Here is a 23,037-nt window from a genome sequence, read left to right as displayed (position 1 = left end):
ATGAATAATACCGAATTTAGTAAAATAGCCGAAATAACAATTGCATATATAGCAGAAAAGATAGAAGAGCAAGATAAAGAAGCAAGTATAGACGTAGATTTACAAGGCGATATATTAAATCTTGATACTGATAAAGGTATATATGTAATAAATAAACAAAGTGCCGCCAAAGAAATTTGGTTGTCGTCGCCGGTTAGCGGTCCTTATCATTTTTTTTATGAACAAGGAAAATGGAAAAATGGAGCAGGATTTGAGTTGATGGCTATTTTAACTGAAGAACTTAATATTAAATTTGATAATATATGAAAGATTTTGAAACTATCGATAATGCTAAAAAAGTTTATGATTTAATAATAAAAAATGCACCTGCCGATGCATCTATATTCCTTGATGTTGACGATACCCTTATAACTCCTAAATCAAAAACTTTTAAGAAGCCACCTTATAATCAAATGATTGATAGAATTAAGGAAAATAAAAGTAATTATGACAGTTATGAAGAAATTGTCAGTAATTGGCGGCTGCAGCGAAAAGTAATATTAATTGATGAAGAGTGGGTAGAAGTTATAAACAAGCTCAAGGCAAAGTTTCCTGTTTATGCTCTTACACAAATGAATACGGGAGAGTTCGGTAGTATTCCTTCGATGCAAGATTGGAGGTATAAAGAATTAAAAGAGCTAGGTATAGAGTTTTTGGATAATGAAAAATTAGCAATTTATAATTCAGGACAAAATGATGATGCTATTTTTTATAAAGGTATATTCATAACCGGTAATCACTCAAAAAGCGGTACTTTATCAAAATTTTCTAAAGATTTAAATTTAAAAGATTATTTTATTGTATTTGTTGATGATCGGGAAAAACATGTGGAAGATATAGGGAATTATTGTAAAAATAATAATATAGGTTTTTTAGGTATTTTATTTGACGGGCTTAAAAATCTAAAAGGTATCCCTGATCCAAAACTTGCCGAATTTCAAGAATCATATTTAATAGAAAACGCTAAATGGCTTGAAGATGAAGAAGCTTATGAATTGCAAGGTGTATGTCATTCCCACGAGGCATTGTTGCATAGATAGGTTTTTCCGTCATTGCGAGGAAATTACGTAAGTAATTGACGAAGCAATCCAGTCAAAAATTCTGATTTACAGAATTTTTTTATTATTTTTTCTAGATTGCCACACAGCCTACGGCTGCTCGCAATGACGACTCGATATCCACGCGGGAATGACGTCGAGAGTTGCACAACAATCTAAATAATCTCTAAAATCCCTGAGTTTTGAAAATGTACTTTCTAAAAAATTTTTTGATAATACTTGTAATTCTAATTCCAAATCTAGTATTAGCAAACACTTATCGGCAGATAAATTACAAAATAACCCCCTTATCTAATACTCCTGTTTCTGCTATCAAGATTGAAATCGAAATAATCGGGGATATGGATGGAGCAGTTGTTTTAGATTTACCCTATGCTTGGGCAAGCAGTTCATACTATCAGCAAATTAAAAATGTTAAGCTAGAATATCCTATCGGCAAGTTGCAGTTTAGACATCAGGACTCGAATGAAGCTATTTTTAATACGGGAACAATCAATATTATCCGTTTAAGCTACGAAATATATCAAAAAGCCGGTAATCCTTGTGATATCCATGAAACAATAATTAGACAAAATTTAATTCATTCACCGGGTTATGGGCTTTTTGCTACTCCCGGTGATCTAAATGGAAATGACATAGTAGAGTTTAATATTGAATGGAATAATATTTCTGATAGCTGGAAAACAATATCAGATTATGGTCTTGGTAAAAGCGTGAAATTTAAAGCTATGCCGATTGCATTATATAGTGCAGTTTATGCAGCAGGTGATTTACGTGTTTACAAAATTGTTGATCAAAAAAATCCTGTATATCTTTCGTTACATGGTCAGTTTGATCTTAAAGATCAAGAAATATCTTCTTATATAAATAAAATTATTAAGGGACAAAGAGCATTTTTCCATGATAATGATTTTCCGTATTATCTAATAAGCTTAATCGAAGGCGATCAACCTAGACATATGGGCGGAACAGTTTTAACTCATAGTTTTACCGCGTTTATTCCTCAAGGTTTGGACAAACAGGATTATATAACGTTATTTGCTCATGAACATCTGCATAATTGGATAGGGAAGAAAATACGTAATAACTTAGAAGGATTAAATTATTGGTGGAGTGAGGGGTTTACCGATTATTATGCACGTGTTTTAGCTTTGCATTCTACAGTTATAACACTTGAAGAATTTATAGAAGAATTTAACCAATTCTTTAAAGATTATTATTTATCAGCTGTAATAAACGAGCCTAATAATTTAATCAAAACAGATTATTGGAAAGATTATGCAGTACAAAGATTGCCATATTATCGTGGGTTTGTTTTTGCACTTTATTTGGACAGCCTCATTAAAGAGAATAATAAGAGTAAATCGCTGGATAATGTTATGCTTGATTTATTTAAAACCTCAAAAGAACAAGAATTTTCAAGCGATTATTTTAAAAAAATAGTTAAAAATTATGTTCCAAAAGGGATATAAAGAGATAAACGAATATACAGAACAAGGTAAAACTATAGATTTCGCTGATGTTGCTAAAGTTCTGCCGATCGAGAAAATAAAAATGGGGGCATATGATCGTGGTTTTGATAGAGATGCTTTAATAAATAATTATACAATAAAAAATATTGACGAAAATAGTAATGCTTATAAATCTGGACTTAGAAACGGGGACATAGTTATAAAATATGATTTTCCTAAATGGGGTTCTCCTGATCAGATAGTTACAATCAAAACAACTAGAGGCGAGTTTAAATTTAGACCTGAAAGTGCTAATAAAAAAGATATATACAGGTTCAAGCCTAATTTGTCTGAAGAAGATAAGCTAAAAATCAAAAAGTTTTTTAGTTTTTAAATCTTTTACAATAAAATAATTAACAATTAATAATAGAATTATATCGAAAATATCTCTTTTCTTTCCTTTATTTTTATGTATTATCCAAAAATAAAATATAAACTAGACATCTTTCCAAACTCGCTTATAGAGAGGAATTTGTAGAAGATACTTCACCTCGAACCGCAGTATACATACTAGTACGTGAGGATTTGAGTACCGGATCGACGTATAAATTAACCTCTAGAAGTAGAGTTTCGAAAGATGTCCACTAAAGAAAGAGGTGTACAATGAATTCTCTATTAAAAGTATTACATCCGAATAGAGTTGTAGAAGATTTAAATACAAATTCTTATGCTCTAGATATTGTTAAAATAATTATGGGAGTAGCGGCTATTTTTGCTTCGTCCCAAATAAGCATTCCTATAAAACCGGTAGCAATTACGATGCATAGCGTAATACTTTATATTATCGCTTTTACTTATAGTCCACGTCTTAGTTTTCTAACTATACTAACTTTCATTTTTGTAGGTATAATGGGTTTGCCGGTATTCTGTAAATTTTCTAGCGGGATAAATTATTTTTTAGGAGCAGCAGGGGGCTATTATTTCGGCTTCTTAATCGGAACTCCTGTTATGAGTGCTTTAAAGGATAAGCTAGCTGAGAATTTTGTAAATGTTACTATAATTTGTATTATCGGTCATACTATATTTTATCTATTCGGCGTTAGCTGGCTTGCAAGTATGATAGGCTTAAAACAAGCAATTTATAGCGGATTTATAATTTTTATTCCCAGCGGTCTTGCTAAACTTTTTGTTTTCTCTTCTTTATTTTCGTACGTTAAGAATAAAGGCTCTGTGTACAAAAATTTAAAATAATATATTTTAAAATAATTTAAATTTTGTACACAGAGCCTAAAAAGAAAATAATTTTTAGAAATGAAAAAATGGACTTTTGACGAGGCTAAAGAGCTCTTTAGCCTTTCGTTTATGGAGCTGATCTATCAAGCTCAAACAGTGCATCGTACTAATTTTGATCCGAATAAAGTTCAAATAAGTAGCCTCTTAAGCATTAAAACAGGGAGTTGTCCTGAAAATTGTAAATTCTGCCCTCAATCTGCACACTATAAAACTGATGTAAAAAAAGAGCCTTTAATGCAAATTGAAGAAGTAATTACGGCAGCAAAACGTGCTAAAGCAGCAGGTAGTACTCGCTTTTGTATGGGAGCTGCATGGCGTGGTCCACGTGATGAGGACTTAAAGCTGGTTTGTGAGAGATGATATTAAGGAGGTCAAAAAATTAGGCTTAGAAACCTGCGTTATGCTTGGTTTATTAAAAGAGCATCAAGCAATTATTTTAAAAGAAGCAGGGCTTGATTTTTATAATCATAATATTGATATTTCAAAAGAGTTTTACGATAAAACTATTACCACCCGTACTTTTCAGGATAGGCTAGATACTTTGCACTATGTTCGTGCTTCCGGTATGAAAGTATGCTGCGGCGGTATTTTAGGAATGGGAGAAACCAATGACTATCGTATTAATATGATCTCGACTCTTGCAAATGCTGAATCGGTAACTATCAATAAGCTAATAAAAATTCCAGGTACTCCGCTAGAAAATGTACAAGAAATTGATCCTTTTGATTTTATTCGAGTAATAGCTTTGGCAAGAATAATGATTCCAAGATCGTATATTCGTTTATCGGCAGGTAGGGAACAAATGTCTGATGAATTACAAGCTTTATGTATTATGGCAGGCGTTAATTCAATATTCTACGGAGAAAAGCTTTTAACTTCAGCTAATCCAATGCCTAAAAAAGATAATGAGTTATTTGAGAGGCTATCTATAAAGTAATTTTAACGCTAATTAAATTCTTTTTTGCTGCAAATTATAAGTTTTTTTTGAAATAGGAACAGCATCCTTTCAAAAACTTATTAATTTTTGCTATAAAATCTCTTTAATTATTAATTAAAATTACCTTACAGATAGCCTCTCAGAAATTGGGAATTACACACTAATTTACCTTTATTAATTTATTAATAATATCCATTGACATGATCTAATATTTAAGTTATAATTGCGTCACGTTAATTTTAAGGGGGAAAATCATGACAAAAAACTATACGGGGGGGCCCAAACCTCAAAAAAAAACATCTAGTTACTTTGATAGTGCTACAATTCATTTTCAAAATGCTACCAAAGCTGCGACAGATTTCACAATGTTATGCTACCTTTAGCAACAGAACATGCTATTAATACATTAGAGAACGGTGCGAGTGCTGTATGCTCCGTTCAAGATTTTATTTCTAATGTGAACAACGCTAATTATTCTTTTGTATCCACATTTGCTCAAGCAAGCCTTGCAACTTTTGCTTATTACAATCCTCCGATTCTTATTGGTGCTTTTACCTTAGGAGCAATTTTAATTTTGCCGTCCGATTCTATCGAATGTGTAAAAAATACAGTAAAAGCAGGACTAACTGCAGGATATATAGCTTATGAAATTGTAGAAGGTTTAGTAGCAGGAACAGCGGGTATAGTTTCTCTTATTGCTGATAATATCTACAGCGATACTGCAGAACTTGCCGGTGCTATTATTAATACCAATATGATAGAGTATTATAGCTAAAGTATTGTTATATTCAATCGTCATTGCGAGGAGTTGCGTTAGCAACGATGCGGCAATCTCATAAGATAATATAAAAAAACTCCTGAGATTGCCACGCCAGCATAAATGCTGGTTCACAATGACGGGTCTTTTATAAACTGTCCGGTATGAGTCCTTTCACTGGAATGACGTTAATCGTTTTACTATCTCTTTCCGATCAATCAAAGGTAAAACTCCTGCGATTTCTGGTCCTGATTCTCTGCCGGTTAAAGCAAGGCGAAGAGGTAAAAATAATTCCTTACCTTTCCTACCTGTTATATTTGTTATTTCTTTAATCCAAATGCTCCAGCTATCTTTAGTGATTTTACCTTTCGGTAATAATTCTGCTGCTTGCTTTAAATATTCCTTATCTAAATTTAGATTTTGAACATTTGGAGTTTGATGACAAATTTCCCACCAGTCTTTTACATCACGTAATTTTTGTAAGTTAGGTCTTACCGATAACCAAAAATTTTCCTCAATATACTCGGCATCTATTTCTTTAAGGCGTTCTTTTACTTCATCAAAATCTAAATTTATAAGTAATTTATGATTTAGTCTTTCTAAATCTTCCGGCTGATAGATAGTTGGACTTTTAGAGAAACTACTTATCTCAAATTGATTTGCTAACTTCTCCATTGATTTATAAGGCAAGATTTGTGCCGATGAACCAAGTAAACTAAAAAAGCTAGCAATTGCCATATCTTCGAGCCCGATTTCTTTTCTAAGAGTTGCGATCTCAAACCCTCCCACTCGTTTAGAAATTTTCTCGTCTTTATTGATTATTAAACTCAAATGCCCAAAAACCGGCGGAATCTTATTTAATGCTTCAAACATCTGAATTTGAATAGCGGTATTGCTCACGTGATCTTCACCCCTAATAATATGAGTAATATCATAATCAATATCATCAATAACTGAGCATAACATATAGGTCATACTACCGTCTGCTCTTATCACTATTGGATCGCTTAAAGCCTTGCCGTTATATTTAACTTCGCCTTTGATCATATCATGCCAGCTAATCGGTTCATGATTTATCAAAAATCTATAATGCGGTTTTCTTCCTTGTTCTATATATTTTTGTGTTTGTACTGAAGTTAGATTTAAACTAGCACGGTCATAAATCGGTGGTAATCCCTTAGATAGTTGAAATTTACGCTTTAATTCTAGCTCTTCAGGAGTCTCATAGCAGGCATATAATCTTTTTTTGTTTAGTAATAGATTTGTGATTTCATCATATCTACTTAAACGGCTTAATTGGTTAAATGTTTGATCCCAATTAATATTTAAAAATTTTAGATCTTCCTCGATAACATCTTTATATTCCTGTTTACTACGCTCTAAATCCGTATCGTCAAATCTTAAAATAAACTGTCCGTTATGCTTCTTGGCATATAGCCAGTTAAGCAATGCTGCCCTGATATTACCAACATGTAACATACCGGTCGGTGACGGAGCAAATCGTGTTATAACTTTTGTCATTTTTACTTATTTTTTTAGTTAAAAGCAAGATCGATGTCATTCCTGCGAAAGCAGGAATCCATAGAGCTATTCAATTAAATCTTTCCATTCAGGATTAGTTTTTTCTATTAGTTCTGTTTTCTAACTACGCTTCCATTTTTTTAAGTTTTTTTTTCTTGTAAGTGCTTCTTGAATGTCAGTAAATTCTTCTGTATAAACAAGTTTTGTAATATTATACTTTAAGGTAAAACCTTTTATTATTTTTTGTTTATGTTCATAAACACGACGTATTATATTGTTAGTAATACCAACATATAAAGTGCCATTCTTGTTAGAGCATAATATATATACCCAATACATTTTTGTTTTTTAGTTTTATTTTATGGATTCCTGCTTTCGCAGGAATGACATCCTCTTACGCTTATTTCTTCTCTAACTTCGCCTTGTTGTCTTCAATTAGCTGCATTGCATCATCTAAGCTTAAATTTAGAAAATCATATTTTTTAGGTATTGAAATAAATTTCCCTGTATATTTTATGTAAGGACCGAATTTACCGTATCCTATCATAATTTCCTCGCTACTATCTTTATGAATACCGATTTTAAGCGGTAAGCTTAGAAGCTTTAATGCTATATCAAGTGTGATGTCGCTTTGGTTCAAGCTAGCAGGTATGGGGCTACGTTTCGGCTTTACTTTGCCTTCTTGTTCGCCGTGTTGAATATAAGGTCCGTAAGGTCCTTTTTTCAGATATATTTCTATCCCGTCTTTATCCGTACCTAAAACTTTATTCTCATTAGGAGTAGCGGAAGGCTCGCCTTCATTCTCGTTATTATCGTTACCGCTAACAATAGATTTTCTAAAAGTACATTCAGGATAATTGCTACATGCTAAAAACGCCCCGAACTTACCAAGCTTTAAGCTAAGCTCGCCTGTTTTACATGATGGACAAATTTTAGATTCTTTATTCTCACCGAACAAGTGATAATCAAGAGCTTTCTGTACATAGCTAATAATCTCGGTTATTTTTTGCGCGTTCACCGATTCAATATTATGGTTAAAACCGCTCCAAAAATTATTTAAGGCAGCCTTCCACTCAAGTTTGCCGGCTGCTATTTCGTCTAATTCATTTTCAAGTCCTGCAGTAAAATCATATTCAACATATTTTTTGAAAAAACCAACTAAAAATACCGTTACCAAACGTCCAAGCTCTTCAGGTATAAATCGTTTTTTCTCAAGAGAAACATATTTTCGATCTTGTAAAACCGATAAAATACTAGCATAGGTCGAAGGACGACCAAGCCCAAACTCTTCAAGTTTTTTCACTAAACTTGCTTCCGAATATCTTGGAGGCGGTTCGGTAAAATGCTGATTCGGAATAACTTCTTTAGTTTTAAGCTGTTCTTGCTCTTTTAAAAGCGGTAGCATCTTATTTTCTTCTTCAGCCTCATCGTCTACACTTTCACGATAAACCTTATAAAATCCGTCAAATGCTATAGTCGATCCGTTTGCTTTTGCCAAATATTCTTTATTGTCTGAAGCTAAATTTGCAACTACCAAATCCATTATCACATTTTCCATTTGGCAGGCTATAGTTCTGTTCCAAATTAGTTCATAGAGTTTATAATAATCCTTTTCTAGCTTTTCTTTTAAGCTATCTGGAGTATAAGTGATATTTGTCGGTCTTATTGCTTCATGAGCTTCTTGAGCATTTTTTACTTTGGATTTATAAATTCTAGGGTTAGTCGGTAAATATTTATCGCCGTAACTTTTATCGATTAACTTGCGTATATCTGCTATTGCATCATTTGATAATGTAACGCCGTCGGTTCTCATATAGGTAATAAGCCCTATAGTTTCCTTACCTATATCAACGCCCTCATAAAGTTTTTGTGCTATTTGTATGGTTTTTTTAGCACTAAAACCTAATTTTCTTGCTGCTTCTTGTTGCAGTGATGAAGTAATAAAAGGAGGTTGAGGTTGACGTTTTTGTTGTTTCTTTTCTATCCTATCAACATGAAATTTTTGTGATTTTAATTTTTCGGTTAAATCTTTGGCATCTTTTTCATTAATAATTGAGAATTTTTCTAACTTCTGATCGTTTATATGAGTCAATTTAGCAGTAAATAGTTCGTTATTATTATTTTGCATTTTAAGGCTAATATCCCAATATTCTTCTGACTTAAAACGCTCTATTTCATCTTCTCGCTCACATATTAATCGCAGAGCCACGGACTGCACACGTCCCGCCGATTTACATCCCGGTAACTTACGCCATAAAAGAGGTGAAAGGGTAAAGCCGACTAAATAGTCTAAAGCTCTTCTTGCTTGTTGGGCATTGACTAAGTTAGTGTCAAGTTTTCTAGGGTTCTCAACGGCATGAATAATTGCTTTTTTAGTGATCTCATTAAAGGCTACCCTTTTGAAAAAATTATCAGATTTAACCTTATTTTTTTCTTTTATTACCTCTGCAACATGCCATGAGATAGATTCACCCTCACGATCAGGATCGGTTGCAAGATATACTGCATCAGCTTTTTTAGCATCTTTAACTATGGCATCTACATATTTACCGGCTTTATCGGAAATATCATATTTCATTGCAAAATTTTCATCAGGTAACACAGAGCCTTTTTTAGAAGGTAAATCTCTGATATGACCGAATGATGCAATGACCTTAAACTCATCACCTAAATATTTATTTATTGTTTTTGCCTTTGCCGGCGATTCTACTATTACTAATTTCATCTATGGTTATTTTTTGTTATATAATTTGATTATAAAAATAATTACTCTATATTGTTTGCATAACTCTTGACTATGTCATTCCTGTGAAAGCAGGAATCCAGTCACTAACAAGTATAAACACACTAAGTTTTTAAAATTAAAAGCTCAAATAATTTCGCTTTTTTCTAGATTCCCGCCTACGCGGGAATGACATAAAGCATTAGGGATAAACTAATGATATTTTATTACCGGCGTGACGCAGTGCTTTGCCGGCGAGTTCTAATTCTAATATTACCGTATATATAATAGGAAGCGGTAATTCTGTTTCTTTTTATAAATATTCAAAATCTATAGGTACTGCCGATAATAATTCCAATATAGCAGTACGCTCCTTTTGTGACGGTTCTTTAACATATCTCGTATTTAGTGTTCCTAGCTCAACAAAATCCTTAAATAATCCATCATCTTTTTTCATAAATTCTTCATATTGTGGTAAATTAGCTACAATATCATCTACTGACTCCACTAAATATGATCCCTCTCTAATCAATTTATTTGTACCTTGACATCTTGGATCTAAAGGAAAGCCGGGAACGGCAAATATTTCCCTATTTTGTTCAAGTGCAAATTTTGCAGTTATTAATGAACCGGATTTTAAGCTTGCTTCTACTACCACTACTCCTAAGGCTAGTCCTGATATTATCCTATTACGCTGTGGAAAATGTTTTTCAAGCGGTGTAGAGCCGATAGGTAACTCAGCTAATATTAAACCTTCTTCTGCTAAATTTTCAAATAGTTTTTTATTTTCCAGTGGATATACATGATCAATACCGCCTGCAATAACTCCGATAGTTTGAGAAATTGCTGCTTGATGTACACTGCTATCTATTCCTCGTGCTAAACCTGAAACGGTTATATAACCTTCTTTTACTAAATCATTTGTAATTTTATGAGCAAAGCTTCTTCCGTTTGCAGAAGCGTTTCTTGCACCTACTATTGCAACGCATTTATTATGATTTAATAACTCTATATTACCTTTATAGCTTAATATTGGTGGTGGATCATAAATTTCAAGTAACAATTTTGAATATTCCGGAGATTTATATGTGATGATCTTAGCATTGTCTTTTTCGAGAAGCTCTAACTCTTTTTCAGCATCACTTTTACTAAAAATTTTAATTGGTTTTGACTTGCCGCCTCGCAATGAAAAATCCGGAGCGTTATCTATGGCAGTTGCTGCATCACCGAATAATTTAATTAAACTAAAGAAAGTTTTAGGACCGATATTTTCACTCCTAATAAGACGTAAAATATTAATTGTTTCAAGACTATAAGAAGTTTTAGAATTAGAGACAGAAAATAATTCTTTTAGCATTATTTAGGGTTATTTGATATGGGTTAGGGTTTTTCTTACATAAGTGGAGTGTTATTGCTAGGTAGACGAAGTTTAATTTGGAAAAGAGCAAGGTGTTTCATATTTTTTGACCGCAGCATAGATAACCTACGTGAGGATCAAAAAATATGAAACAACGACGCCAGTTTTTCAAATTAAACGAGTATACTACAATTTCTCGGCATGTGAGCTTAAATAATGTGCTATACCCTCATGTGATGGGGTAATTGCTTCCTCACCTTTATGCCAGCCGGCAGGACAAACTTCGCCGTGCTTTTGATGATGAGTTAAAGCATCGATTACTTTTAATATATAATTAATATCACGACCTATAGGTAAGTCGTTAACTAGCATGTGACGTACTATGAAATCCTTATCAATTAAAAAAGTTCCACGCAAAGCAACACCGTCTTCATTAAGTACATTATATTTTGAAGAAATATCCTTTTTTATATCGGAAACCATTGGGAATTGTACTTGTCCAAGTCCGCCTTTATTATGCGGAGTATTTTTCCAAGTTAAATGGCTAAAATGAGAATCAACGCTAACAGCTACTACTTTAGTACGTCTTTCAGTAAATTCACCAAGCTTATTGTGAAATGCTATAATTTCCGATGGACAAACAAAAGTAAAATCTAGGGGATAAAAAAATAACACTATATTATCCCCTGCAGCATAATCGCTAAGTTTAAACTTATCGTCTATATTATTATTAGGCATAATAGCTTTAGCTGTAAAATCCGGAGCAGTTTTGCCGACAAATACTGACATATTCATAACCTTTTATTAATTAATAATCTGATATGATATATAAAACTAATTATTATTACAATAATAAATCTTTATAAATTGCTACTTAATCTATTTTCTTTTCCGAAGAAGCTTTTAATTGGTTAAATATAGTTAACGCTCCGGTTACAAAACTACTTGGTTCTGAAAGGTTTGCAGGTAAAATTACGGTATTGGTATCTTTAGCCAAATTACCGAACGCACTAATATATTGTTCGGCTATTTTAAGAGCTACTGCATCACTTCCTCCCGTTTTTTGTACGGCAGCTGCGACAATCTCAATACTATTTGCCGTAGCGGTAGCGACTAAACCGATTGCCTCAGCTTCACCTTTTGCTCTATTAACTTGATCGGTATAAGAAGCTTCTGAATTCAGTACGATTTGTGCTTTTTCACCTTCTGCATGATTAATTTTTGCTTGTCTATTACCTTCTGATTCTAGAATTTGAGCTCTTTTTTGACGCTCCGCCGCTACCTGCAATTCCATAGCTTTAAGTATAGTTTGCGGAGGTTGAATATCTTTAATTTCATAACGCATACATTGTATGCCCCAATTTATAGCAGCCTGATTAATAGCTGCTACAATCGCTACATTTAAAGTTTCGCGTTCTTCAAAAGTTCTATCTAAAGGGAGTTTACCGATTTCCGAACGCATAGTAGTTTGAGCAAGCTGTGTTATGGCATAGTAAGGATTATTAACTCCATAAGATGCTGCCATTGGATCAATGATCTTAACATATAAAACACCGTCAATAGATAATGTTACGTTATCGTTTGAAATAGCTGTTTGAGCGGTAACGTCTATGGCTTCTTCTTTTAAAGTATGTTTGTATGCTACTCTTTGAATGACAGGGATTAGTAAATTTAAACCAGGCTGCAGTACCTTATCGAATTTTCCGAGTTTTTCTACTACCCATGCTTGTTGTTGTGGTACAACTTTAACCATTTGTATTATAACTAAAATCGCTATAATACTGAAAATTAATAATGCATATTCCATAATTCAATACCTTTTTTTATTTCCACTCTATATTATTTTTAATTATAAAAAAAGGATTTAAGTTAAACGGTACTTAATTATATATTTTTTTATCAATAAAATGGGTTTTAATTACTTTGAGTAAAGAAAGAATGCTTGAATATTCTTCAAGTTATTCATTTACATTTTTTATCTCATTTAAGCACTATTAAAATCTTTCTGTAATAAATAAGTTTCAACAGCTTTATTTTGTTCTAGTGTTTTAAGTAAAATATTTTGTAAAAATCTATAATAATAGTCGTCTAGTTTAGGTATATCAGATATAATAATAAATCATATAATTATTGAGATCTTAATTTATATATAAATTTTTTAATAATTCAATAATTTTTAACTAGATTTACATATACTTAAGTCTTTATCTATTATGTCGGAATCTATATTTAAACAGTCAAGGATTGAATGAAATACATAATCATGGCTAATCTCGGTATTAGCATAATTTTTAATTGAAGATACTGATTCAGGATATTTGGCTTGAAAATCATCTGATACCCAAACTATAAGAGGTACGGTTATTTGTTCTGCAAGTAGTGGACCACCGTGACCGTAATAACCATTTTCTCCTAGTGATTCGCCGTGATCGGATACATATAATAAAAATGCATTTTTCTCTTTAAGCAAATCTATTAAATTAGATAAAAAAAAATCGGTATATAAAATAGAGTTATCATAACTGTTAACTAAAGCAAGCTTATCGCAATCACTTGCATCCCCCTTAACCTTAATAGGGCAGGTAGGGGTGAAATGTTCAAACTCTTTTGGATATCTCGCATTATAGTTCCAATGGCTGCCGGAAGTGTGAACTACTAAAAATTGTTTCTTTGAGTTTGTTATTATTTCTTTTATAAAAGGCAATATTTTTTCATCATGATCATTTAAAGAGAATAGGGCAGAGCCGCCCGGTACTATAATAAAATTAACGTCATTATATATATTACTGAGGTCAAAATTTGCAAAACTCCTCATTAAAGTTTGAGTACCGATCCAGGTAGTATTAAAGCCAAGATTTGTTAAAATTGATAAAAAGCTGTTCTCTTGTCTACTATTTTCAATGTGACTTGCAGGATAACGCGAAAGTAAAGACGGTACGGAAAGATAGGTAAGGTTAGAAGAAGATTGAGCTTTGAAAGAAATTAGGTTTTGAGCAGTCTTTAAGTAAGGAGTCGTATCTCTTTCATAACCGTTAATACCGAAATGATCAAATCTTGCCGATTCTCCTATAACTAAAACGCCTATAATATCGGCGTCAGAGTTATCTATAAAATTATATTGTTTGCTAATATCTATACATGCATAATTTTTATCACCGAAATTTCCAGCAAAATTAAGGTAGCTATTATGTAAATACTGAATGGGAAAATAATTTTTTAGTATCTTAAATGAGGGAGTAATAATATTATATACAAAAATAAGTAAGCAAGCGGCAGATAATAGTTTTATTACAAATGATTTAGAATTTTCGGCGGCAAAAGATTTGAGAGTATAACAACAGGTAAAAAGGCAAAAAATTATCCATATTATTAACTTAATGCTGGTTAATTCATAAACTTCGTTTAAATCCGTTGAGAAAAAACTACCTATTACTTGTTTAGTAGGATTGATTTTGAAGAAATAAATGTAATAACTAGCAATAGCGGATGTTATAAATAAAAACCCCACGCCGATTTTTAATACTAATCTATGTACGCTAAGACCGAAAAATGCTATAACAGAAAATATATAAATATAACAAAAATCTTTTGATAACTCTAATATCCCTCTAAAGATCGTTGCTTTATAATAATCAAATTTATAAATCAATATTGCGGTATTAAATAACAAACAATAAATAAAGGCTAAAATCGCCGATAATTTAATTAATTTGATATCTATGTATTTTTGGATATTTTTTAGCATATATAATAATTAATAAAATAATTTTTATAACTATCATGATCATAAAAAATCTTCAAGAATTTTATCGGCTTTTAATACCAAATGCTCCGCTTATCGCTATTGACTACGGAAGCAAAAAATTAGGAATCGCATTATCTAATCAAGAACGTAGTATTACTATGCCCTTAAATACTATAACCGAGATAAATAAAAAGGTTGTTATTACTTCCTTGCTTAATATCATTGAAAAATATAAAGTTTGCGGTGTTGTAATAGGTCTACCGATTGATATGAGCGGAGCAGTAACGGAGCAAACAAATATAGTGATGAAATTTGCAGAAGAGTTAACAAAATCTATAAACTTGCCTATATACTTACAAGATGAAAGACTAACTACAAAAGCTGCAAATAATTTTCTTAAATCATTCGGCGTTAAAAGAAAAGACCGTAATAATAATGATGATGCCGTAGCTGCTAGTATGATCCTTGAAACTGTGCTTGATTCTATAAAAAATATTTAATTAGGAAAGAATTTATGACAAATAAATTACCTCCTATTTCACCGGGACAAATTCTTTTAGAAGAATTTATGGAGCCTATGGGGATTAGTCAAAGCAAGCTTGCTCGTGATATTGATGTACCTGTTACTAGGATTAATAATATAATTAAGCATCATCGTTCAATTACTGCTGATACAGCACTCCGTTTAGGTAAATATTTTAATGTTAATCCTCGTTGGTGGAATGAATATGCAAAACCAATATGATTTAGAGCTTGCAGAAGATGAAGGTTGGAAAGTTAAAGAAAGTAGAATAAGAACTTTTTCTATGGCAAGTTAATTATTTCTATGACAATAAGGTCTTTTATAGGAGTCGGGTAAAACAACATCACCTTTTTAAAGTAATGCCTTTCTAGCTTTGCAAAAACCTTATTGTAAAGATATATTATTTATGATAGAAACGATGCAAAATAAATAAGATATACCATGAAAATATTAATTTTAGGTGTTACCGGTATGCTAGGTAATAGCATATGCAGGTTTTTAAGTAGTGATAAAAAATTTGATATTTTTGCGACAGCCCGAAATAATTCCGCTCGTTCTTATTTTTCTAAGGATTTATCCGATAAATTAATTATAAATGTAGATGTTGAGAACCATGATTCATTAGTTGAGGTATTTAATAAAACAAAACCCGATATAGTAATAAATTGTATAGGGCTTGTAAAACAACTAACTGATGCAAACGATCCGTTAAAAGCATTACCGATAAATAGTTTGTTACCGCATAGATTAGCTAATTTATGTAAACTAACTAATTCAAGGTTAATCCATATTAGTACGGATTGTGTATTTTCAGGAAAAAAAGGTAATTATAAGGAAAGTGATTTTCCTGATTGCTATGATCTTTACGGTCGTTCAAAATTTCTTGGTGAAGTAGATTATCCGCATGCTATTACACTACGTACTTCCATTATAGGTCATGAGCTAGCAGGCAATAGAAGCTTAATCAATTGGTTTTTAAGTGCAGAAGGACACGTGAAAGGTTTTGAAAAAGCTATTTATTCAGGATTTCCGACAGTAGAGCTTGCAAGAATAATAAGGGATTTTGTATTACCAAATAAAGAGTTGCATGGGCTTTATCATGTTGCATCAAAACCGATTAATAAGTTAGAATTATTAAAATTAGTAGCGGAAATATATAATAAAGAAATCGATATTATTCCGTCAGATGAGCTTGTAATAGATCGCTCACTAGATGCTACTAGTTTTAACGAGGTAACGGGATATGCTCCGCCTGAATGGCGTGAGCTTGTAAAGCGTATGTGTGAGTTTGGGTGATACTTCTCATCCCGCGACTTGATCGCGGGATCTCAGGACACGGTCTGTGATACAAGACCCCGTGATCAAGTCACGGGGTGACAGTTAATTTCAAAAATAGGTATTTATATATAATGTTTGTAGATAAAACTTTAATGATTACAGGAGGCACCGGTTCGTTTGGTAATGCGGTGCTTTCTCGTTTTCTTAAATCCGATATTATTAACGATATTAAAGAAATTAGAATTTTTAGTAGAGATGAAAAAAAGCAAGAGGATATGCGTATTGCTTTAAATCATCCGAAACTTAAATTCTATATCGGAGACGTACGCAATTATAAAAGTATTGATGAGGCAATGCACGGTGTAGATTATGTATTTCATGCCGCTGCTTTAAAGCAAGTTCCGACTTGCGAATTTTATCCTATGGAATCAATCAATACTAATGTGTTAGGTGCCGAAAATGTTTTAAGTGCAGCCATTAATAATAAAGTTGCAAAAGTTATAGTACTTAGTACTGATAAGGCTGTATATCCAATTAATGCAATGGGATTATCTAAAGCGTTAATGGAAAAGTTAGCAGTAGCAAAAGCTCGTATGCGTAGCCAGGGTGAGACCGTGCTTTGTGTCACTAGATACGGTAATGTTATGGCTTCCCGTGGTTCGGTAATTCCTCTTTTTATCAATCAAATTAAGCAGGATAAAGACCTTACCATCACTGAACCTTCAATGACACGTTTTTTAATGTCGCTTATAGATTCCGTAGATTTAGTTTTATATGCGTTTGAGCATGGACGTCAAGGCGATATTTTTGTACAAAAAGCTCCGGCAAGTACAATTGAGGTACTTGCAAAAGCGTTACAAGAAATATTCGGTAGCAAAAATGAAATACGCTTTATCGGTACACGTCACGGAGAGAAACATTATGAATCGTTAGTATCATCTGAAGAAATGGCAAAAGCTGATGATTTAGGGGATTATTACCGTATTCCTATGGACGGGCGCGATCTTAATTATGCAAAATATTTTGTTGAAGGTGAAAAGAAAGTAGCACTTTTAGAGGATTACAATTCTCATAATACAAAACGTTTAAATTTGGAAGAAGTAAAAGAGCTGCTACTAAATCTTGATTATGTACAAGAGGAGCTAAAAAATGCTTAAGGTAATGACGATTGTCGGTACTCGTCCTGAACTTATTAAACTATGCTGCGTGATTTCCGAGTTTGATAAATATACTAATCACATCCTAGTTCATACCGGTCAAAATTATGCATATGAATTAAATCAGGTTTTTTTTGATGATATGGGAATTAGAAAACCCGATTATTTCTTAGAAGTAGCAGCAGACAATACTGCAAAATCTATCGGGCTTATTATCGAAAAAGTTGATGCAGTACTTGAGAAAGAAAAGCCCGATGCTGTTTTATTTTATGGTGATACTAACTCTTGCTTATCGGCCATTGCCGCTAAACGCCGTAAAATTCCGATTTTTCATATGGAAGCAGGGAATCGTTGTTTTGATCAGCGTGTACCTGAAGAAATAAACCGTAAAATCATTGATCATATTAGCGACGTTAACATTACGTTAACCGAGTATGCAAGACGTTATTTAATTTCTGAAGGTTTGCCTCCTGAGCTTATTTTTAAATCAGGTTCGCATATGCCTGAAGTTCTTGACCGCTTTATGCCTAAAATATTAAAGTCGGATATTTTGGATAAATTGTCACTTACACCAAAACAATATTTCTTAATTAGTTCACATCGTGAAGAAAACGTCGACGTCAAAAATAATCTGAAAGAATTATTAAGTAGTTTACAAACGCTTATTAAAGAGTATAATTTCCCCGTAATCTTCTCAACACACCCAAGGACTAAAAAAAGGCTTGAAGATTTGGAAGGGTTTAAGGAACTTGGTGATAAAATAAGGTTTTTACCGGCTTTTGGCTTTACTGATTACGTTAAGCTTCAGATGAATGCATTTTGTATTTTATCCGATAGCGGTACTATTACCGAAGAAGCATCGATACTTAATTTACCTGCTTTAAATATTAGAGAAGCACATGAGCGTCCTGAAGGTATGGACGCCGGTACGCTTATTATGTCGGGTTTTAAGGCTGAGCGGGTACTGCAATCGGTGAAAGCTATTACGGAAGAACGCGAGAATAATAAAAATATGCAAGATATTGTACCGGATTATGCTGAAGCAGGTCTTGTATCAAAGAAAATATTACGTATAGTTTTAAGTTATGTGGATTATGTTAACCGTACAGTATGGTTTAAAAAGTAATCCTATTCATTATTACCATATCAAAAACATGAAATTCTTTAAATTAATAAAACTTAACACTTTATTTTTAAGTGTTTTTTTACTAATAACTCTTATATCTTCTTTTTGCTATTCCAAAGAAAATTCTTATAAAAGAATAGTTTTCCTTGTTAGTACAGAGACATTCGGCGGCAAAGGCGTATACGCAATGTATAATGAGATGAAAAAAATAGGTCATGATGTCAAAATTGTAATAGTACCTCATCCTCATCCTAATATTCAAGGAGGAATAGATACCAGGTTTATTAGTAAATTTGATATACAAGATGTGATATATCCATGTGGTAAGTATGCTTCTTATTCAAATGTTAATACAAAATGTGAAATTTCTGAACTAAAAAATTATCAGCCGGATTTTATCTTTACGCAAAACCCTTACGAAAATTTCCAAGGCTATATATCAGAACCTTTTACGGCTGCTAATTTGTATAAGAGCTTTAGAGGAACTAAAACAAAAATTATGTATGTAGTTTATGGTCCGCATATCTTTCATCAAAAAAATATTGATGATGATAAGTTATCAAGTTTCATAGAGACGGTATTTGTTGACTCAGAAAGTACAAAAGATATCTTTATTAGTAATTATAAATTTTCTAAGGATAGAGTGATTGTTTCAGGTTATCAACCATACTATGAAGTAAGAAATTATAATATTAAAGAAAAACCAAACTCGGAAACCATTTTATGGCTTCCTAGATGGGAATTATCATTTAAAAATAGAGATTTATATGAAGGAGGTTCTACTTTCTTAAATTATCACTATTTTTTCTATAATTATGCATTACAACATCCTAATATTCATTTTATTATAAGACCACATGTTACACTATTTACCTATGCGGTCGGTAAAAATTACTTAAGCCAAAGTGATATGGATAATATATTAAATAGATTTAATTCTTTAAAGAATGTTACTGTTTCTGCACATGCATTCAGGTCGTTACTGGATGATATAATGGTGTCAGATATTGTAATAAGTGACGGTACTTCATCTCTTGCTGAAGTAGTAGTTGCCGATAAGCCTATAATTTACTTAAGTAATGGTTGGAATAATGAATTTAATAGCAATGCTCTATCTAAAGAATTAAAAAAATATATGTATTTTGCTTATGAGCCGCAAGATATTATTAACTATATAGAATTTATTAAGCAAAATCATTATTTACCTTATCATGAAAATAGTAGCGGCAGAAATCAATTTAAAAAGATGCTTGATCCTGTAGAAAACCCTGCTGCATTTATCGCCGAATATTTATTAAAATTATAATAGTTTAAATAATTTATGTTAGAAGAAATTTATAATGACGGAGAAAGATTAATTCCTGGGGAAACTATGATATTTTAGAGGTAATTCGTCATAAAAGTAGTATAAGATTTTTAAAAAAATTATAGAAGCCGATATACTTAATAGCCCATTAATGCTAAATCAAAAAATAAAAATTTTAGATATAAGTTGTGGAACAGGACACGGAACTTTCATGCTTAGCGATATATTAGGAGTAGAAATTACAGCAATAGATATCAGTAAAGAATCTATAATTTATGCTGAACAAAAATTATGGAGCATCTAATATAAAATATATTAAATCTGATTTAGTTAGTTTTATTAAAAAGGCAGAAGAATATGATTATATTGTATCACGACATGCACTTGAGCATATTGAAGATGGGTTAAATCTGGCACTTAATCTTAAATATAAAAAACGATTAATAGTAAATGTACCTTTTAATGAACCGGAAGGGAATATACATCATTTAGTTAATTAGATTACTGAAAAAGACTTTGAATCATATCAGAACAAAGAATTTTTCTATGAAGGAGTAGATGGTGTAACTAACGACACACATTCTGAAAAAAATCCTCCTAATTCTATAATCTGTATATCCAGTAACTCAGATTTAAAGCCTATAAAACAATTATTTAACTATCCAAGCTGAGCTTGGAACCCGGAATTTTTAGAAAAGTTAGGTTTGTAATTCCAAGATATATTAAAACAATTGCTGCAAACTAGGGATGCATTTAAAAATAGCGAAGAGAAAAACTAAACTATGAAAGTAAATTAAATAATACAGTAACAGAGCTAAATAATGCTTTAGAAGAAATAAAAATTCTTAAAAATAAACTAATTATTAGTGAAGAAGAAAAATCTATTTTTCTAAAGCTCTATAGAAAATTTAAACAATAAAACTAACATTTTATAAATTATTTTTAAAAGTTATGACAACTAGAAAAGATAAACCTCTAAATGTTTATCATACTTTAGTTTCCATTATTATACCTGTCTATAATGGAGCTAATTATATGAAAGAAGCTATAAATAGTGCTTTAGCACAAACTTACAAAAATATTGAAATTATTGTTGTTAATGATGGTTCAAAAGATAATGGAGAGACAGAACGTGTAGCATTATCATATGGTGATAAAATACGCTATTTTCATAAAGAAAACGGAGGCTGCGGTTCGGCTTTAAATTACGGTATAAAAAACATGAAAGGGGAATATTTTTCATGGCTTAGCCATGATGATATATATTATCCTAATAAAATCGAGCATCAAGTTAACATATTAAATAAATTAGATAATAAAGATACTATCATTTACGGTGGTTATGAATTAATTGATGAAAAAGGAAACTCTCTACGTTATATTAAACCGGATAGTGTGCTACCTATAAATAAACTTAATATTTCTTTATTGCCTTTATTACGAGGATTAATACATGGTTGTTCGTTATTAATTCCTGTTAAATATTTTCATGAAGTCGGTATATTTAATGAAACTTTACCGACAACGCAAGATTATGATTTATGGTTTAAAATTTTCCGTGTTGCTCCTATTTATTTTGACGAGTCTATCCTAATTAAATCTCGTTTTCATTTAGAGCAAGGTAGTAAAAAAATATCAAATCATAATGAAGAATGTAATGTATTATGGTCATCGTTTCTTCATGAGTTAACAGAAGACGAAATGATTAAAATGGAAGGTTCTTCTTATTTATTTTTAACTCGTACAGCTAATTTTTTATCAAATAATACTCCGTATAAAAAAGCCTGTGATTTAGCAAGTACTATGGCTAAGCAAGTACTACATGATACTAAAGTTAGTGTTATTATACCGGTATATAATAGAATAAATTGGGCAATTGAAGCTATAGAAAGTGTACTTATTCAAACACACAAAAATTTTGAGATACTTATAATAGATGATGGATCGACTGATGATATATCAGAATTAACTTCAATATGCAAAAAAGATAAAAGAATAAAATATTTTCATAAAAAAAATGAAGGACCTGCTGCTGCACGTAACTTAGGTATTAAAAATGCTATAGGAAAATATATTGCTTTCCTTGATTCGGACGATTTATTTTATAGGGATAAAATAGAAATCCAATTAAAGTTTATGGAAGAAAATAATTTTATATTTTCTCATACTTCATATCAAAAAATAAATGAAAAAGGAAAATATATAGAATCTATTCATTCCGGGTTTTTTAGTGGAAATATTTTTCCTCAAGTCATACAAACTTGTCCAATAGCAATGCCGACAGTTATGGGAACTTTGACATTATTCCAAGAAAATTTATTTCCTGAAAATATAAGAAGCGGTGAAGATTGTTGTTTATGGATATCTATTGCTAGTAAAAACTCAATAGGCGGTATAGACAAAGAATTGTCTAAAATACGAATTAGCGGTGGTACTAATACGTTTATGGACCCAAATAAATATTCAGTAGGTTTAATAAATATTACTTCTTATGTTCTTAATGATTCTTATTTAAGTAAATTTAGTCCGTTTACTATTAATTTGTTATTAGCAGCTGTTACACAATTAAGATTACTAGAAAATAAAAATGAAGACTATAAAAAAAGTAATATTTCTTTTTTCAAAAATAACTATGTAATTCAAAAAATACGAACCTATTGCTTTGTGACAAAAATTTTGATTTTATTAACTATTACTTCTATAAGGCAAGAAGGAATACGTGCAACAATCTCTAGAATACAGAGGTGGCTTAGAAAGCATATATAAA

At 31.7% G+C, this 23,037-nt stretch carries 22 protein-coding genes and 4 pseudogenes; 17 read left to right on the top strand and 9 right to left on the bottom strand.

Annotated features, from left to right (window positions below):
• The 8 genes and pseudogenes from cyaY to RAS_RS08605 all read left to right on the top strand — a co-directional run bounded on the left by cyaY (window position 1) and on the right by RAS_RS08605 (window position 5,553).
• Complete coding sequence (gene cyaY / locus RAS_RS04335) at window positions 1-306, top strand: iron donor protein CyaY (RefSeq protein WP_010423411.1); 306 nt, start codon at window positions 1-3, stop codon at window positions 304-306.
• Window positions 303-1,079 carry a DUF2608 domain-containing protein gene (locus RAS_RS04330; protein WP_147142663.1) on the top strand — a complete coding sequence of 259 codons (777 nt, stop codon included), beginning with the start codon at window positions 303-305 and terminating at the stop codon, window positions 1,077-1,079. The genes cyaY and RAS_RS04330 overlap by 4 nt, the downstream gene beginning before the upstream one ends.
• A 206-nt stretch (window positions 1,080-1,285) precedes the next feature.
• A complete protein-coding gene (locus RAS_RS09785; protein ID WP_232049137.1) occupies window positions 1,286-2,569 on the top strand; it encodes a M61 family metallopeptidase in 1,284 nt (427 codons plus the stop codon).
• Window positions 2,550-2,942: a hypothetical protein gene (locus tag RAS_RS09780; protein WP_232049136.1), complete on the top strand. Its 393-nt coding sequence runs from the start codon at window positions 2,550-2,552 to the stop codon at window positions 2,940-2,942. Before RAS_RS09785 ends, RAS_RS09780 begins: the two co-directional genes overlap by 20 nt.
• A 104-nt stretch (window positions 2,943-3,046) precedes the next feature.
• Window positions 3,047-3,215: pseudogene (locus tag RAS_RS10735) on the top strand (palindromic element RPE1 domain-containing protein); the annotation flags it as partial.
• Window positions 3,212-3,799, top strand: coding sequence for a biotin transporter BioY (locus RAS_RS04305; protein WP_147142659.1), 588 nt, complete (start codon window positions 3,212-3,214; stop codon window positions 3,797-3,799). The pseudogene RAS_RS10735 and the gene RAS_RS04305, both read left to right, overlap by 4 nt.
• 60 nt (window positions 3,800-3,859) lie before the next feature.
• Window positions 3,860-4,778, top strand: a pseudogene (bioB, locus tag RAS_RS04300) (biotin synthase BioB).
• Between the two features lie 370 nt (window positions 4,779-5,148).
• The gene (locus RAS_RS08605) at window positions 5,149-5,553 is read left to right on the top strand and encodes a hypothetical protein (protein ID WP_172616128.1); all 405 of its coding nucleotides are present in this window, start codon (window positions 5,149-5,151) and stop codon (window positions 5,551-5,553) included.
• A 156-nt stretch (window positions 5,554-5,709) separates the two neighbouring features.
• Here RAS_RS08605 and gltX read toward each other — a convergent pair whose 3' ends face one another.
• The 9 genes and pseudogenes from gltX to RAS_RS04255 form a co-directional block, all read right to left on the bottom strand.
• The gene (gltX, locus tag RAS_RS04290; RefSeq protein ID WP_147142656.1) at window positions 5,710-7,056 is read right to left on the bottom strand and encodes a glutamate--tRNA ligase; all 1,347 of its coding nucleotides are present in this window, start codon (window positions 7,054-7,056) and stop codon (window positions 5,710-5,712) included.
• Between the two features lie 120 nt (window positions 7,057-7,176).
• Window positions 7,177-7,395, bottom strand: coding sequence for a GIY-YIG nuclease family protein (locus RAS_RS04285; protein WP_147142653.1), 219 nt, complete (start codon window positions 7,393-7,395; stop codon window positions 7,177-7,179).
• A gap of 61 nt (window positions 7,396-7,456) precedes the next feature.
• The gene (gene topA, locus RAS_RS04280) at window positions 7,457-9,781 is read right to left on the bottom strand and encodes a type I DNA topoisomerase (RefSeq protein WP_147142650.1); all 2,325 of its coding nucleotides are present in this window, start codon (window positions 9,779-9,781) and stop codon (window positions 7,457-7,459) included.
• A 199-nt stretch (window positions 9,782-9,980) separates the two neighbouring features.
• Window positions 9,981-10,052, bottom strand: a complete 72-nt coding sequence (locus RAS_RS10730) for a hypothetical protein (protein ID WP_332094814.1) — start codon at window positions 10,050-10,052, stop codon at window positions 9,981-9,983.
• A gap of 39 nt (window positions 10,053-10,091) precedes the next feature.
• Window positions 10,092-11,135 carry a DNA-processing protein DprA gene (dprA, locus tag RAS_RS04275; protein WP_232049135.1) on the bottom strand — a complete coding sequence of 348 codons (1,044 nt, stop codon included), beginning with the start codon at window positions 11,133-11,135 and terminating at the stop codon, window positions 10,092-10,094.
• A gap of 186 nt (window positions 11,136-11,321) precedes the next feature.
• Window positions 11,322-11,924, bottom strand: coding sequence for a peroxiredoxin (locus RAS_RS04270; RefSeq protein ID WP_147144036.1), 603 nt, complete (start codon window positions 11,922-11,924; stop codon window positions 11,322-11,324).
• An 85-nt stretch (window positions 11,925-12,009) separates the two neighbouring features.
• Window positions 12,010-12,942 (bottom strand): SPFH domain-containing protein, encoded by a 933-nt coding sequence (locus RAS_RS04265; RefSeq protein ID WP_147142647.1) that lies wholly within the window; start codon window positions 12,940-12,942, stop codon window positions 12,010-12,012.
• 73 nt (window positions 12,943-13,015) lie between these two features.
• Window positions 13,016-13,245: pseudogene (locus RAS_RS04260) on the bottom strand (hypothetical protein).
• Window positions 13,246-13,311: 66 nt separating this feature from the next.
• A complete protein-coding gene (locus RAS_RS04255) occupies window positions 13,312-14,880 on the bottom strand; it encodes a phosphoethanolamine transferase (RefSeq protein WP_147142644.1) in 1,569 nt (522 codons plus the stop codon).
• Between the two features lie 35 nt (window positions 14,881-14,915).
• On the opposite strand from RAS_RS04255, the gene ruvX reads away from it, so the two are divergent.
• The 9 genes and pseudogenes from ruvX (at window position 14,916) to RAS_RS04215 (ending at window position 23,036) form a co-directional block, all read left to right on the top strand.
• Entirely contained in the window at window positions 14,916-15,380 is a 465-nt protein-coding gene (gene ruvX, locus RAS_RS04250) for a Holliday junction resolvase RuvX (protein ID WP_147142641.1), read from the top strand.
• Between the two features lie 77 nt (window positions 15,381-15,457).
• Window positions 15,458-15,625 carry a HigA family addiction module antitoxin gene (locus RAS_RS04245; protein ID WP_029374813.1) on the top strand — a complete coding sequence of 56 codons (168 nt, stop codon included), beginning with the start codon at window positions 15,458-15,460 and terminating at the stop codon, window positions 15,623-15,625.
• On the top strand, window positions 15,609-15,698 hold the full coding sequence (locus RAS_RS09770; protein ID WP_232049133.1) for a plasmid maintenance system antidote protein: 90 nt from the start codon (window positions 15,609-15,611) through the stop codon (window positions 15,696-15,698). The genes RAS_RS04245 and RAS_RS09770 overlap by 17 nt, the downstream gene beginning before the upstream one ends.
• A gap of 146 nt (window positions 15,699-15,844) precedes the next feature.
• Window positions 15,845-16,699 carry a dTDP-4-dehydrorhamnose reductase family protein gene (locus RAS_RS04240; protein WP_147142638.1) on the top strand — a complete coding sequence of 285 codons (855 nt, stop codon included), beginning with the start codon at window positions 15,845-15,847 and terminating at the stop codon, window positions 16,697-16,699.
• 113 nt (window positions 16,700-16,812) lie between these two features.
• Window positions 16,813-17,838, top strand: a complete 1,026-nt coding sequence (locus RAS_RS04235; protein WP_147142635.1) for a polysaccharide biosynthesis protein — start codon at window positions 16,813-16,815, stop codon at window positions 17,836-17,838.
• Window positions 17,831-18,964 (top strand): non-hydrolyzing UDP-N-acetylglucosamine 2-epimerase, encoded by a 1,134-nt coding sequence (wecB, locus tag RAS_RS04230; RefSeq protein WP_147142631.1) that lies wholly within the window; start codon window positions 17,831-17,833, stop codon window positions 18,962-18,964. The genes RAS_RS04235 and wecB overlap by 8 nt, the downstream gene beginning before the upstream one ends.
• The gene (locus tag RAS_RS04225) at window positions 18,924-20,270 is read left to right on the top strand and encodes a hypothetical protein (RefSeq protein WP_172616127.1); all 1,347 of its coding nucleotides are present in this window, start codon (window positions 18,924-18,926) and stop codon (window positions 20,268-20,270) included. The genes wecB and RAS_RS04225 overlap by 41 nt, the downstream gene beginning before the upstream one ends.
• 15 nt (window positions 20,271-20,285) lie before the next feature.
• Window positions 20,286-20,770: pseudogene (locus tag RAS_RS04220) on the top strand (class I SAM-dependent methyltransferase).
• 451 nt (window positions 20,771-21,221) lie between these two features.
• Entirely contained in the window at window positions 21,222-23,036 is a 1,815-nt protein-coding gene (locus RAS_RS04215) for a glycosyltransferase family 2 protein (protein WP_147142624.1), read from the top strand.
• Window position 23,037 lies beyond the last annotated feature (1 nt).

The organism is Rickettsia asiatica (assembly GCF_007989425.1).
GTDB classification, from domain to species: Bacteria; Pseudomonadota; Alphaproteobacteria; order Rickettsiales; family Rickettsiaceae; genus Rickettsia; species Rickettsia helvetica.
This window is presented reverse-complemented; position numbering and strand designations above follow the sequence as displayed.